Here is a 14,248-nt window from a genome sequence, read left to right as displayed (position 1 = left end):
TAGATGAGAACGAAATCTACCAAACAGAATAAAATCAATGTGGTAACCTTAGGTTGCTCAAAGAATGTATATGATTCTGAGGTTTTAATGGGGCAGTTGAAAGCGAATGACAAAGAAGTGGTTCATGAAGATGCCAATGATGATGGAAACATAGTTGTGATTAATACCTGTGGTTTTATCGGAAAAGCGAAGGAAGAATCTGTAAATACGATTTTGCATTACGCAGAAAAAAAAGCAGAAGGTTTGGTAGACAAAGTTTTTGTTACAGGTTGTTTGAGTGAAAGATACAAGCCAGATTTAGAAAAAGAGATTCCTGATGTAGACGAATATTTCGGAACTCATGATTTACCCAACTTATTGAAGGTGTTAGAAGCAGACTACAAACATGAGTTAATTGGTGAGCGGTTAACGACAACACCTAAACATTATGCGTATTTGAAAATTGCCGAAGGTTGCGATCGTCCTTGCTCTTTTTGTGCGATTCCAATTATGCGTGGTAAACATAAATCTACTCCAATTGAAGAATTGGTTATAGAAGCTACAAAGCTTGCTGAAAAAGGAATCAAAGAGTTGATTTTGATCGCCCAAGATTTGACCTATTATGGTTTAGACATATACAAAGAAAGAGCCTTAGCAAATCTTTTAAAAGAATTGGTTAAAGTAGATGGTATTGAGTGGATACGTTTGCACTATGCGTTCCCCGCTGGTTTTCCGTTAGATGTGTTAGAAGTAATGCGTAACGAGCCTAAAGTTTGCAATTATTTAGATATACCCTTACAACATATCAATACCGAAATTTTAAAATCTATGCGTAGAGGAACTACACATGAGAAAACTGTAGGTCTGATTAAAGAATTTAGAAAAGAAGTACCAGAAATGGCCATTCGTACAACGTTAATTGTTGGATATCCGGGTGAAACTGAAGAAATTTATGAAGAATTGAAGCAGTGGGTTATTGATTCGCGTTTTGATAGGTTAGGGGCTTTTGCATATTCTCATGAAGAAAACACACATGCAGGTACTTTAGATGATAACGTGCCAGAAGATGTAAAAGAAGCAAGAGTTGCAGAAATTATGGATATTCAAGCTCAGATATCTTTTGAGTTAAATCAAGAAAAAGTAGGAAAGACTTTTAAATGCTTGTTCGATAGAAAAGATGGTAATTATTTCATTGGTAGAACAGAATTTGATTCTCCAGATGTTGACAACGAAGTATTGATTGATGCAACAAAACATTATGTACAAGTAGGTCAATTTGTGAATGTAAAAATTACAGAAGCTGGAGATTTTGATTTGTATGGAGAGCCGGTTTAAAAGAAGAAAATGAAAAAAGCTTATTTCAACTGGAGTACCGGAAAAGATTCAGCGTTAGCGTTATATAAGATACTACAAAACAAAGAGTTTGAAGTTGGTACTTTGTTGACAAATGTAAATGGTGAATTTGGTCGTGTGTCTATGCATGGTCTTCGTGAAGAATTGTTAGATAAACAAGCTGAGTTAATTGGAATACCTTTGCAAAAGATTCATTTTCCAGGAGATGTGACCATGTCTTTATATGATGAAATCATGAAAGAGGCAATGCAGAAAATTTTAAAATCGGATTATAAACATGCTATTTTCGGAGATATATTTTTAGAAGAATTAAAAGCATATCGTGATAAAAAACTGAATGAAGTAGGTTTAGTTGGCGTTTATCCATTATGGAAACGAGACACAAAAGGTTTGTTGAAAGAGTTTTTAGCTTTAGGTTTTAAAGCAATTACGGTTTGTGTAAATGCGAAAATTTTAAATGAAAGTTTTGTCGGAAGAGTTATTGATGAACAATTTATTTCCGATTTACCTGAAGGAGTTGATGTATGTGGTGAAAATGGTGAGTTTCATACATTTGTATATGATGGCCCTATTTTTTCTGAGCCTGTTTCGTTTGAAATAGGAGAAAAGATTCTTAGAACATACAAAGCAAATACAGATACTTCAGATGACAATTGTAGCAATTTTTCGAAGGATACTAATGAAGACTGTTACAAAGAAAAGAAAGACCAAGTTTCTTGGGATACTGGATTTTGGTATTGTGATTTATTCCTAAAAAATTGATTTTTTTTGTTTAGGATTTAATAAGGTACTTTTTTAACTTTGGGTTGAGTGATTTCATATGACTTAATAAATGCAGTATCATGGGCTTAAAAAAAAACTTTATAATTTTATTAGTAGTTGTTTTTGGATGCGATAAAGAAGATGAAACGCCCCCTCCAGTAGTATATGACCCACCATCAACAAATGAATTAATTCTTTCTGAGATTAGAAACACAAGTATTTCAGAAACCGATGGTTTTAGAAATACATTCGTAGAGGTTTACAATGGAACCGGTGAGACAGTTGATTTGTCTCAATATGGATTATGGTATTCTTCCAACGGTAGCGGTGGTGTTTGGGATCAAACAACTCAGATAACTTTTGATGGACAGTTGCCACATGGTGAGGTGATAATAATTGTGAGAGAGGGTACAGATTCTAGAATTTTTCCGTTTCCCGATTATGTTTGGGCGAGTTTAACAGCGAATGGTGACGATGGAATTGCATTGATAAAAAATTCGGGTAATGGATTTGTTGTTATTGATCAATACGGTGAACCTTACGGTGATGATACAAATCCTGATGGGGCTTGGGATATTGCTGGTATTGAGGATGGATCGAAAGACTATGTGTTATGGAGGAAGTGGCAAGTTCAAGATCCAAATACAGATTGGATACAAGCAGCAGGAACGACTAAAGTTGGTTCTGAATGGATCGTTGTTAGTAAAGATGATTATTCCAACGTAGGCTTATATTCGCCAGATATTGCGGAATTTGAACCGGAAGAACCTACAATAATTGCACCTCTAACCCAAGAGTTATTGATTTCAGAGGTACGAGTTACCTCAACTGCCGAAGACGGTGATTATAGAAATACCTATATAGAAATCTATAATGGAACGATTGAACCCGTAAACCTTTCAAACTATGCATTACAGTATGCATCTAATGGAAATAATGGTGAGTATGATGCTGCTACTCAGCTTGATTTAAGTGGTTCTTTAGAACATGGTGAGGTAATTGTAGTTGCAAGGGAAAATACAGATCCAGCACTGATCGATCCAGATTATGTCTGGGCTGATTTAACTGCAAATGGAGATGATGCGGTTGGTTTGTTTAAATATAATGGTAGTACTTATGATTTGATTGATCAATATGGAGAACCTTTTGATTCGTCAAATGATCCAGAAGGAGCATGGGATATTGCAGGACAAGAAGAGGCCTCTAAAAATAAAGTACTGTGGAGAAAATGGAAGGTGTCTTTGCCTAATGTAAATTGGTTGAATTCTGCAGGGACAAATCAGTTTAATTCAGAATGGATTGTCAAAGAGAAAGAAGATTATAGCAATTTAGGAACCTTTACACCCAAAGATGCGAGATAATAAATCATACTATTTATTTTGTTTAGTTGTTGCAATTGTTTTAGTGCTATTGTCTAGTTGCGATAAGAATTTTGATAGAATTTATAAAGATTCATTAAGGTTTTTATCTGTTGAAGAAGGAATGGATTTCTATTACTATTGTAATGTCGATGTGAAAGAACCTGAGAACACAGAAAGATTTACAAGTTTGTTTATTTTTCTTCATGGAGCAACACTAGATGCTAGTAATCACTATGACCTAGCTAAAAGTGCTATCAATAGAGCGGGTGTTTCTTTGAATACAGTAGTAGTGGCTCCCGCTTATGAAATGAGTAACTCTAGGGGTAATTATTATTGGACTAAATACTCTTGGAAAGATGGAAGAAAATCTATAAACGCAGTTCCAAAGATAAGTTCATATGCTGTTTTAGATTCGTTAATTATTGACAATGTTTTGAAAAATTATCCGAATATCGAAACGGTTGTACTGGCAGGACATTCTGCTGGTGGACAATTCGTCTATAGGTATGCTGTTTTGTCCAGGTTGCCTGATTTGGTGTCTCAACGAGTTGTTTATTTAGCAATGAATCCATCAAGCTTAACCTATCTAGGCCCTGAAAGGTGGAATAAAGATAAAGAGAGGTGGGAAGTTCCTTTAAATGGACCTAGTTGTTCAGGGTATGATGAATGGATATACGGGTTAAATGATCTCTCTTCGAATGAGTACCATAAAGAAATTAGTGCCTCCGAAATATTAGAGAAATTCCCAAATAGAAATATGACAATTGCTACGGGTACAGATGATGTTTCTGGTGGAGGGGTAGACTGTGAGGATTTGTATCAAGGAGTCCATAGACATGAAAGAGCACGTTTGGTAGATGCACATTTAAATTATTTCTTCCCTGATAATTCACATGAAATATTGTATGTTCCTGGTGTAAATCACAATGGAGATGCCATGATTCATTCTCCTGAAGTGGTTGGTTTTTTAACAAAAGAACTACGTTGATTTTTCTGCTTGGGTCAATTGTCTTTTACAAAGTACATCAAAATAGCTACTGAATAAAAAACTCTGAAGTGAATCAGAGTTTTTTTAGGATAGAATATTTAATTAATTATAATGTTTCGATTCAGCAAATCGCCCTTTTTGGTTTGTATAGAAACAAAATAAACACCTTTGTTGAAGTTAGGGTTAAGTTGTAATTCTAACATGTTCCCGATTAAAGAGTATTGTTCGTTAATAAACTGTTCTCCCTTAGGAGTGACAATGGTAATCTTTTTTATTTGAGAAGTTCCGATATCAATTTGAGTCTTATAATTCGAGGTTGGGTTTGGAAAAAAATTAGTTTCTAAATCACTGTTTCGTAAATTTTGTGTTGATAGATTTCCTGATACCGGTAAATCAAAAGGATGATGAAAACCGTGAGTAGTTGTTGCTTCATCAAAGATTTCTACTTTATAAACTTCTTTCCATCCGGTTACATACAAAGTTTTTTTTGATACCCCTCCAAATGTTAAGTTGGTTGTGTATTTAGGGAAATTAATGATGTTCGTCTGTACACCGTTTTTATTAAAAACCTGCACAGTCGATTTAGAAGAGATGTATAAATTCTCATCGGTATCTAAGGTCATACCATCTGCTCTTGATAGAGCATCACTTACATCATGATTGTTTGTTAGTGTGGCAAATATTGTTTTGTTGCTCAATGCACCTGTATTCGAATCTATATCGTATTTATAGATGTTATAAGATTCAGAATCGTTTGCAAACAAATGGTTACCATCATTAGAAATTAAGACTCCATTAGGGAAAATGTAACCAGTTCCGTCATCAACTACCGTAAGGTTTCCTTCAGGGGTAATGTAGTATATTCTTCTTGAGCTCTGATTTGGAGTTCCGTTCCCTACATAAGGGTCTGTAAAATATACGCCTCCTTTTTTGTCAACACACAGGTCGTTTACATGATCAAAACTTTTGTTGTCATAAGTTTCCGCTAAATAGCTAATTCTTGTTCCATCCGTACTCCATTTAGAAATTTTTCCAACGTTGAATTCACAAACTACTAAGTTGTGATTGTTGTCAAACATCAAACCATTGGGTTTTGTTGGCATGGTAAAGGCAACTTCGAAAGTTTCATTTATTGTTGAATATTTGTGAACTTTAAAATCATTTAAATCTGAAAAATAAATGTATTCAGTTCCATCCCAAGTAGGACCTTCCAAAAATTTATAAGTAGCGGTACTTATTTGCACTGGAGTTTGAGCCATTAAGCTCATAGAAATAATAAAAAATAATGAATGAATTGTTTTCATTGCTTGCAATTTTAAGTTGTTAGTGTTTCCTGCGCAATAACAATGTTAAAAATGATTGTTTCTTCATCAAAATTATCTAAGTAACACCTTAACTTATCGCGAATAGTAAGTATGATATTCTCGGTTGTATTCGTTAAGATTGTTTATTTTAGCTTTTGTGTTAGGTTGTGTCGTTGATACGACAGAAGCAAAAGATAATTTTGAGTTGAGATTTATGCTAAAAAACAGAGTTCCTTACAAAGAGACAGGTTATTTTTCTAAGTTGATTTGTGACTATATTGATAAAAATGAAAATGTAAGTCACCTCTATGGAAATTTCCCAGATATTGAAGGATTCAGAAAACAAATCATAGAAAAAGGAAATCAGTTTTCAGACAATGCGAGAATCATGTTGTTTGAAACCTTGAAAGGGCAGTATAAAGAGGTAAATATTTCTGAAGAAACTACTCAGAATATTTCGCTTTTAAAGAAATCAAATACATACACCATTACTACAGGACATCAGTTGAATGTATTTACAGGTCCGATGTATTTTCTTTATAAAATTGTTTCTACGATTAATCTTGCTAAAAAATTAAAAGAAAATTTTCCAGAAGAAAATTTTGTTCCAGTGTATTGGATGGCTACAGAAGACCATGATTTTGAAGAAATCAATCATTTGTTTCTAGAAAATAAAAAAGTAGCTTGGGAAGTAGAAAGTAGTGGTCCTGTGGGTAGAAAATCCACGCAAACCATTGAGACTGTTTTTGAAGAATTTTCGAGTATTATCGGTAATAACAAAAATGCAGATAAATTAAAAAGCCTCTTTAAAAAGTCATATGTCGAACAAAAAACTTTAACTGAAGCAACTAAGTATTTAGTAAACGAGTTGTTTGGTGAGACAGGTCTAGTGATTGTTGATGGAGATGATAAAAAATTAAAATCGCTGCTGATTCCTTATGTAAAAAAAGAGCTTCTTGAAAGTTATGCTGTCAAATCGATTCAAGAGACAAATACTTTTTTAGAAAAACATTATAGACTTCAGGTAACCCCAAGAGAAATTAACTTCTTCTATATAGAAGATACAGTACGAGAGCGAATTGTCTTTGAGGATGGGTTGTACAAAGTAAATAATACTGAAATTGCATTTACAAAAGAAGAAATTCTCACGGAGCTAAATAAGAATCCCGAGAAATTTAGTCCAAACGTAATAATGCGTCCTTTGTACCAAGAAGTAGTTTTACCGAACCTCAGTTATATCGGAGGTGGGGGAGAGCTGGCTTATTGGTTGCAGCTGAAAGAGTTGTTCAATTCTTCAAATATTCCTTTTCCTATTTTGATGTTGAGAAATTCGGTTTTATTCACGACCGAAAAACTTTCTAAGAAATTAGAAAAAATAGGAGCTGGATACCCAGATTTATTTTTAAAGCAAGACATACTTTGTAAAAAAACAGTAAAAGATTGTTCTACGTTAGAGCTTAGTTTTCAGGATCAAAAAAATAAACTAAAAGCAATTTTTGATGAGCTAAAGCCTTTGATAGAACAAACAGATGTTACGTTTAAAGGAGCGTTGGAAGCACAAGAGAAAAAACAAATGAAAGGAATTAAGAATCTTGAGCATAGATTGCAACGGGCAGAGCAAAGAAAACATGCTGATTTGGTTACACGAATTAAAGCAATTCAAGATGCTTTGTTTCCAAGAAAAGGTTTGCAAGAACGAAATCAAAATTTTGCTACTCTCTATAAATTTTATGGGGAAGAAATTTTTTCTGAGTTATTTGAAAATTTAGATCCTTTTGATTTTAGGTTTTACGTTTTAGAATTATAAAAAAAAACAAGTCCTTTCAATTTTGAAAGGACTTGTTTTTTTTATTGATCAGTGAGCGTTTTTAAAAACGCAATAATTGCATCTTTTTCAATTCTCGTCAATCCAAGTGAATCACCAGGAAGTGTTTGGTAGGCTAAGTCAAACCCAAGTCCCGTTCCACCGCCACGATCGTAAAACTCTACAACTTCTTCTAAAGTGTTATAGACACCGTTGTGCATATATGGAGCTGTTTTTGATATGTTTCTCAATGTTGGAGTTTTAAAAAAGTGTTTGCGTTCTTCGGTTTGAAAAACATCATAGCGGCCAAAATCATTATCTAGAATTGGATTTTCGAAATTATTGTTTTTTGGTGTTCCAATAAGTTCGAGTTCAGATTCTTTAAAGTTTGGAGGAACTGTTCCGTTGAATAATGGAGGGAAATGACAAGTGGCACAGCCCGCTTTTCCCATGAATAGATTAAAACCATTCTTTTCAGATGGTGAAAGCGTGTTTTCTTTTTTGTTGATATTGTTGTCAAATTTAGAGTTGAACGAATTCAAACTTCTAATATAGCTTGCAATGGCATGTCGGATGTTGGAATGATTGATTCCTGTGAGGTACAATGTATCGAACGCTTTCGAATAAGCTTCATTCTCTTTTACTGTATTCGTTATTGCTGTTAAATCTGATGCAAATTCATTGTGATTGTTTACCACGCCAACAATTTGTCCTTCGAGATTCCCTGCTCTTCCATCATGAAAAAAATTTCTTTGCAACCCAGCATAAGTAAGCGTAGGTGTATTTCTTTTTTGGTGTTGATTGAAAACTTTCTTACCATCTGTAAATGCTTTGTCTTTTATATGGCATGTGGCACATGACATATCATTGTTAAGAGACAATTTTCTGTCATTAAATAATTGTTTACCCAAAATAATTTTTTCCTCAAAAAAGAGACTATCGTTTTGATTGTTAGAAAATGAACGAAGATTGAACATGTCATTTCCGAACATGGAGTTGAAACGATTGTTTAACGACATTTGGAAAGGGAATTTTACTTGCCAATCATCAATGGTTTTGTTGAGTAATACAAGTTGTTTGTTCGTGTGGTTTTGAATAAAGTCATAACTGTCAAATGTGTCATAAGGAACATTTAATGATGTTTTTGTGTTCTTAATTTCAGATAACCAGTCGTTGTATAATTTTTTGTTTTGAAAGTTTTCTTCAGAAGAAAAGATAATTTCTAGCAAGCCGTCGTATGCACTTATCGATTCTTGAAGTGATTGTTGTAATACCGGAGAATCAAAATTACTGAGGCCAGTTGTAGCAATTCTGATGACACCATCTCGTAAGATCCATATCAAATGATAGTCTTTAGGATTGATGTGTAAATTGTTGTGAATGAAATTTAATCTATTGCTAGTTTGTTTGATCAGTGAGTTTAGTTTTTGATTATCGTCTTCTAGAAGTAAAGTTTCTTCTATTGCTTGAAAACCAAAAGGATTCCATATTTTGATATCTGTTGCATCTTCTTCATGAACTCTTAATAAGTTGGGTGAATTTAATGACTTGTAGTTTTCTTTATCAAAAAACGAGAGTAAAGGTTCGGCTGATTTAAAAAAATGTCTTGCCTTTTTAAAGTGTTCTGTGTTTTGTTGTAAATCCTTTGAAGAATTAATTTTATTTAAAGCCTGAGTGCATTCAAATAGATGGTGTTTTAGGGTTGTTTCTAATGTGTTTTTGTTTTTTTTTATTCTGTTACATGAGAATATAAATAAAGCAATAAGACATCCGAGTAATACGGATGTCTTAAAGTTGGGTGTTGTATTATATCGAATCATGAACTATCTATCTAAACCTTCAATAACAAACAAAGTTGATCCTTCTTTTGCCCAGTGATTTTCTGCATTGATTACAGCACTATAATCCGTAAATAATTGTCCTGTTTTTGCGTTCCATCCGTGGTTTTGAGTAATTATCATAAATGTGTTTTTCCCATTGTTTACCACATCAGTTACGTCTATCATTCCTGTGATTTCCCAATTTTTATCTGTAGTACCATATCCCAGCGAAGCTGCAGTCGTTTGATCACACTCAGCTACGGTTTTCATTATGCCAGTAGTTAAATCGTATTGATACAATTTCGCAAAACCTTCTATAGCATTGTTCACTGTAGTACCATCATGGTTGGTGTTACCAGCATACCCATTCGGATCTTCTTGGATATAAGCATAGTTTTCAGTAACTAAAATATTGTCAGGAGAGTGCATTCCGTAAGCTTTTCCACCTATTTTATCTGCATCCAATACACAAGTTATTTTGGCAGCGCCTGTAGGGTTAGTCTCGTTTAAAGAAACTTTATATATACGACCAAACAAGGTACCTTTATTTAATAAATCTGCTTTATGTCGTCCTGTAACGCAAAAATAGATTTCTCTCTCGTTTTGAGCAGATCCTCTTCTCCAATCGATATCTTCAAGTCTTGAGAAGCCCATAACTCCTTTTGTTTTACATTCTGTATCTAAGGCAGTAATTTCTCTTTCTGTCAATTCTACAAATTCTGCATCGTAAGTGGTTCCCTCTAGCATATCAACTTCGTTTGAAATACCACTAGTTGTCACTTTTAAGCCATACAGTTTACCGTTAAATAAATTACCTTGATCTCCAACATACATACCTAATTGACCAGATGGAGTGCTATTGTCTGAATGGTCATCACCAATAAAGGCAACTGTTTTATTCGGATAAGCATTCTTACCGATAACAACTGTATTTTCTGTAGACCATTGTCCAAACTCCGTGAGCATAGTTGCAGAACTTGCTCCTTTTTCTGGTTTGTTAGGGTTTGTTAAAAACACTCCTTTAGAGGCACCACCCCATTCACCACCAGATAGGTATAGAGGTCCAAAACCATGTTCTGCTTCAGTAATCATTGATCCAGAACATTGTGCTGTGGCTGCTGTAGCGTCAGAATTCACGATGTATTCTCCGAATACTGGCTCTAAGTTTTCATTTAGTCTAATTCTCGCAATAGAATAATCTGCTTCAATATTGTTGATCAATGTAAAAGAGCCATCACTATTTGCTAACAAACCTGCTCCATCAGCCATTGAACCATATACGAAATCTTTGCTTTCAGGGATAGTGTCTTCCGAAGATAGAATAGGTTTTATTGTGATGTTTGAAAAATCATTACTAGCTTTTAAAAAGTTAGGTGTTTTTGATTCTTTTAAAGAGTTCGTGTAGTCAATGTCTCCATAGTTTTTACCGTCTTTTCCATTGATACCATTCATAGCATCATTTTCATTACAACTGATTGCTAAAGTTGCAATTGCGGAAAATGCTAAAGTTTTAATTGCATTCGTTTTTTTCATGAGTAATAGTTTTTGTATTTGTTTTAGGCAAACATAAAACCTCATTGTTATTGTAATTGTACCGAATCGTTTCGCAAACGTTATATAAAAATGAATGAATTGTCAAGGTGATGTAAGTATAATATTAACAACTAGAGGGAGTCTAAATAGTAAAAAAGAATATGCGTTGATGAAACGTTATTCGATAATAAGGGTACCTTTGTAAATCCAAATAAAATGAATTGAATTTAACACAATACACGTCCGAATTTAAGAAGAACCTACAATTGGCTTACCCGGTTATGTTGGGGCAATTAGGGCATGTTTTGGTTGGTTTTGCAGATAGTGTAATGGTAGGGGAGTTGGGACCCGCACCTTTGGCAGCGGTTTCACTGGCGAATAGTTTGGCATTTATTGCTTTTAGCATTGGTATTGGGTTTACGTTTGCTATTACACCTCTTATCGCTGAGGCACATACTTCAAATAACGTATCAAGAGGTCAAAACTATTTTCAGCATGGTATATTAATGTCATTGTTACTTTCTATTGTGCTATGTGTAGTTTTATTTTTGATGAAACCTATTATGTATCAAATGGATCAACCTCCTGAAGTTGTGGAGTACGCTTCTCCTTATTATGATATTATAATGTATTCGATGGTGCCGATGTTATTGTTTCAAGCATATAAGCAATTTTCAGATGGGATGTCGCAAACACAATATCCTATGTGGTCCGCAATTTTTGCCAATGTTATTAATGTGTTGTTGAACTACCTATTGATTTATGGAAAATTTGGCTTTCCAAGAATGGAGCTTATTGGAGCAGGGCTTGGTACACTAATTTCTAGAATTCTCATGTTGGCATTTATCATGTATATAGTGCATACAAAAGATGTTTTTTCAGTTTTCGTAAATCGTATTCGTTTTTCCAATATTAAAAAAAGGTTTGTATTAAAGGTTTTTAATGTTGGATATCCGAGTGCATTGCAAATGTTTTTCGAAGTAGGAATTTTTGCAGGAGGAATATTATTGACTGGAATGATTGGTACAAAGGCACAAGCAGCAAATCAAATCAGTCTAAATCTAGCTACAATGACTTATATGATTGCCGTAGGGTTGAGCGTTACCGCAACAATTCGTGTGGGTAACCAAAAAGGATTGAAAGATTTTGTGTCTTTAAAAAGGATTGCATTGTCTGTACTCTTGCTGATGTTTGTGATAGATATTTTCTTAGCAATCGGTTTTGTCGGTTTGAGAAACGTACTGCCTTTGTTGTATATAGATGATATTCAAGTTGTAGAAATTGCTGCAACATTGTTGATAATTGCAGGGTTATTCCAAATTTCAGACGGAATTCAAGTGGTTTTTCTAGGTGCTTTACGTGGTTTGCAAGACGTGAAGGTGCCTATGATAATTACTTTTATTGCGTTTTGGATCATCGGTTTTCCTGTAAGTTATTTTTTAGGGTTGAAAACAGATTTAGGAGCTTTAGGAGTGTGGATTGGAATGTTGGTTTCGTTAACGCTCTCGGCAATTATGTTGTATCTTCGCTTCGAGAAATTGACCAAAAAATTAATAGAACAGAATAAATAACCTCAAAATTATTGAGAGAAATAGAAGAATTATGGAATTACCAAAGTTTTTATTGGGTGATAACACAAAAGCAAACGAAGATGATATTTTTGTAATACATACCGAGTTTCCGAGATTTATCATCAACCTAAAAGATGATGAGATTGAAATGATGGACGATTTAATAGGTAGTGATGAAGAAGAATTATCTATTCAAGTTGCCGAATTTATTGAAGAGGCATCTCAGTTCTACGATGATGAAATGAAAGCTTATGAAGAAGAGGCGTAGTAAAATATTCAAATAAATGGATTTTAAAGATTTAAAATTAAACAAACCGATAGTAAGGTCGTTGCTTGAAAATGGTTACGAAACTCCTACTTTGGTGCAACAGCAGGCAATTCCACTAATTTTAGAAAAGAATGATGTTGTTGTTTCTGCGCAAACAGGAACAGGGAAAACTGCGGCCTTTGCTTTGCCTATACTTCAATTATTGTTCGATAAACAAGATGCTCCGAAAAGAGGAAAGAAAATTAGAGCACTGGTTGTGAGTCCTACGCGTGAATTAGCGGTTCAAATAGAAGAGAATTTCAAAAAATATGCAAGGTATACGAATTTAAGATCTACCGTTGTGTTTGGAGGAACTTCTATTGAACCACAAAAGGAAGTGCTAACTAAAGGTTTAGATGTTTTAATAGCAACTCCCGGAAGGTTGCTTGATTTGCATAAACAAGATATAGTGCATTTGGATGCTGTTGAAATGTTAGTTTTAGATGAAGCAGATTTAATGCTCGATATGGGCTTTATTGATGATGTTAACAAAATTGAACGTCTTTGTCCTGAAGAAAAGCAAGTATTGCTTTTTTCTGCAACAATGCCTCATAAAGTGGCTCAGTTGGCAAACGAGATTTTAAAGTCTCCGAAAAAAGTTGAGGTTTCACCAGTTTCTTCGGCTGCTAAGAATGTAAGTCAGGTGTTGTACTATACGCCGAAACCAAAGAAAATAGAACTGTGCTTGCATTTATTGAGAAATACCATAAAAGGAAGTATCCTTATTTTTCGTAGAACCAAATATGGTGTAGACAAATTAGAGAAAACACTTTCTCGTAATGGGTATAAAGTAGATAGTATTCATGGTGATAAGCCTCAGTCAGAAAGACAAGTTGCATTGAATAAGTTCAAGAAAGGCGAGGTAAATGTTTTGATAGCTACTGATGTTGCTGCTCGAGGGATTGACGTAAAAGATCTAGATGCAGTAGTTAACTTCGATTTGCCGAATGTCCCAGAAACCTATGTTCATAGAATAGGTAGAACAGGTAGAGCAGGTGAAATAGGTACTGCTTATTCTTTTTGTTCTGCTGATGAAAAGGTGTATTTAGCAAGTATTCAAAAATTAATTAACACCCATATAACCGTAGAAGAAGAGCATCCTTATCCTTTAGATCCAAAATCAAAACCAGAAGTTCATAAGAAAAAAGGTAGTAAACACAGAAAAGGACGTAAGTCTGAGGCGTCAAAAAAGAAAAAGAAGCGTTGGTATTAATCCTTTGTTACTCTTGAATCTCGATTTGAAATTATTTTAAATCGAGATTTTTTTTGTTTTCAACTTATTTCACTAAATTAGTTGTCCTTTTAAAAATCCCAAAATCAATGGGTTAGTTTTTTATCAAGAAATATTTAAAAAAAACTTCAAAATTAATTAGGTTAAAAGAAGAAAAGGGTTGTATATTTGCAGCCGCTAACGAATGGGGCATAGGTCATAGATTAGTTGGTGAGAGTTCTTTAAAATGCTGGTT

11 protein-coding genes are annotated in these 14,248 nt (G+C 34.1%); 8 read left to right on the top strand and 3 right to left on the bottom strand.

Annotated elements, in window-relative coordinates; genetic code table 11:
• Nucleotides 1-3 precede the first annotated feature (3 nt).
• From rimO to F6P99_RS12755, 4 genes are all read left to right on the top strand, one after another.
• Nucleotides 4-1,314 (top strand): 30S ribosomal protein S12 methylthiotransferase RimO, encoded by a 1,311-nt coding sequence (gene rimO / locus F6P99_RS12770; protein ID WP_152287887.1) that lies wholly within the window; start codon nucleotides 4-6, stop codon nucleotides 1,312-1,314.
• Nucleotides 1,315-1,323: 9 nt separating this feature from the next.
• Entirely contained in the window at nucleotides 1,324-2,094 is a 771-nt protein-coding gene (locus tag F6P99_RS12765) for a Dph6-related ATP pyrophosphatase (RefSeq protein WP_152287886.1), read from the top strand.
• An 80-nt stretch (nucleotides 2,095-2,174) separates the two neighbouring features.
• The gene (locus F6P99_RS12760; RefSeq protein ID WP_152287885.1) at nucleotides 2,175-3,455 is read left to right on the top strand and encodes a lamin tail domain-containing protein; all 1,281 of its coding nucleotides are present in this window, start codon (nucleotides 2,175-2,177) and stop codon (nucleotides 3,453-3,455) included.
• Entirely contained in the window at nucleotides 3,445-4,443 is a 999-nt protein-coding gene (locus F6P99_RS12755) for an alpha/beta fold hydrolase (protein WP_152287884.1), read from the top strand. Before F6P99_RS12760 ends, F6P99_RS12755 begins: the two co-directional genes overlap by 11 nt.
• A gap of 98 nt (nucleotides 4,444-4,541) precedes the next feature.
• Here the strand turns inward: F6P99_RS12755 and F6P99_RS12750 are convergent, their stop codons facing one another.
• Nucleotides 4,542-5,747, bottom strand: a complete 1,206-nt coding sequence (locus tag F6P99_RS12750) for an SMP-30/gluconolactonase/LRE family protein (RefSeq protein WP_152287883.1) — start codon at nucleotides 5,745-5,747, stop codon at nucleotides 4,542-4,544.
• A gap of 139 nt (nucleotides 5,748-5,886) precedes the next feature.
• On the opposite strand from F6P99_RS12750, the gene bshC reads away from it, so the two are divergent.
• Nucleotides 5,887-7,554: a bacillithiol biosynthesis cysteine-adding enzyme BshC gene (gene bshC, locus F6P99_RS12745; protein ID WP_226913082.1), complete on the top strand. Its 1,668-nt coding sequence runs from the start codon at nucleotides 5,887-5,889 to the stop codon at nucleotides 7,552-7,554.
• 41 nt (nucleotides 7,555-7,595) lie between these two features.
• On the opposite strand, the gene F6P99_RS12740 is transcribed toward bshC, so the two are convergent.
• Together F6P99_RS12740 and F6P99_RS12735 are read right to left on the bottom strand one after the other, a co-directional pair.
• Entirely contained in the window at nucleotides 7,596-9,371 is a 1,776-nt protein-coding gene (locus tag F6P99_RS12740; RefSeq protein WP_152287882.1) for a cytochrome-c peroxidase, read from the bottom strand.
• Between the two features lie 3 nt (nucleotides 9,372-9,374).
• Complete coding sequence (locus tag F6P99_RS12735) at nucleotides 9,375-10,904, bottom strand: PhoX family protein (RefSeq protein WP_152287881.1); 1,530 nt, start codon at nucleotides 10,902-10,904, stop codon at nucleotides 9,375-9,377.
• Nucleotides 10,905-11,125: 221 nt separating this feature from the next.
• Between F6P99_RS12735 and F6P99_RS12730 the strand changes: the two genes are divergently transcribed.
• The 3 genes from F6P99_RS12730 to F6P99_RS12720 are packed head-to-tail and all read left to right on the top strand — an operon-like array spanning nucleotide 11,126 to nucleotide 13,995.
• Nucleotides 11,126-12,475 carry an MATE family efflux transporter gene (locus tag F6P99_RS12730; RefSeq protein ID WP_152287880.1) on the top strand — a complete coding sequence of 450 codons (1,350 nt, stop codon included), beginning with the start codon at nucleotides 11,126-11,128 and terminating at the stop codon, nucleotides 12,473-12,475.
• 31 nt (nucleotides 12,476-12,506) lie between these two features.
• Nucleotides 12,507-12,743 carry a hypothetical protein gene (locus tag F6P99_RS12725; RefSeq protein ID WP_152287879.1) on the top strand — a complete coding sequence of 79 codons (237 nt, stop codon included), beginning with the start codon at nucleotides 12,507-12,509 and terminating at the stop codon, nucleotides 12,741-12,743.
• A 16-nt stretch (nucleotides 12,744-12,759) separates the two neighbouring features.
• The gene (locus F6P99_RS12720) at nucleotides 12,760-13,995 is read left to right on the top strand and encodes a DEAD/DEAH box helicase (protein ID WP_152287878.1); all 1,236 of its coding nucleotides are present in this window, start codon (nucleotides 12,760-12,762) and stop codon (nucleotides 13,993-13,995) included.
• Nucleotides 13,996-14,248: the final 253 nt, after the last annotated feature.

It is taken from the genome of Flavicella marina (assembly GCF_009193215.1).
Lineage (GTDB): Bacteria > Bacteroidota > Bacteroidia > Flavobacteriales > Flavobacteriaceae > Flavicella > Flavicella marina.
The sequence above is the reverse complement of the archived record's forward strand: the minus strand, read 5'-3'. Positions and strand labels throughout refer to the sequence as shown.

Bases quoted from the DNA above. Each gene is read 5' to 3' on its own strand.
- F6P99_RS12750 (WP_152287883.1), bottom strand. From the start codon at position 5,747: ATGAAAACAATTCATTCATTATTTTTTATTATTTCTATGAGCTTAATG.
- F6P99_RS12740 (WP_152287882.1), bottom strand. From the start codon at position 9,371: ATGATTCGATATAATACAACACCCAACTTTAAGACATCCGTATTACTC.
- rimO (WP_152287887.1), top strand. From the start codon at position 4: ATGAGAACGAAATCTACCAAACAGAATAAAATCAATGTGGTAACCTTA.
- F6P99_RS12725 (WP_152287879.1), top strand. From the start codon at position 12,507: ATGGAATTACCAAAGTTTTTATTGGGTGATAACACAAAAGCAAACGAA.
- F6P99_RS12755 (WP_152287884.1), top strand. From the start codon at position 3,445: ATGCGAGATAATAAATCATACTATTTATTTTGTTTAGTTGTTGCAATT.
- F6P99_RS12735 (WP_152287881.1), bottom strand. From the start codon at position 10,904: ATGAAAAAAACGAATGCAATTAAAACTTTAGCATTTTCCGCAATTGCA.
- F6P99_RS12720 (WP_152287878.1), top strand. From the start codon at position 12,760: ATGGATTTTAAAGATTTAAAATTAAACAAACCGATAGTAAGGTCGTTG.
- F6P99_RS12765 (WP_152287886.1), top strand. From the start codon at position 1,324: ATGAAAAAAGCTTATTTCAACTGGAGTACCGGAAAAGATTCAGCGTTA.
- F6P99_RS12760 (WP_152287885.1), top strand. From the start codon at position 2,175: ATGGGCTTAAAAAAAAACTTTATAATTTTATTAGTAGTTGTTTTTGGA.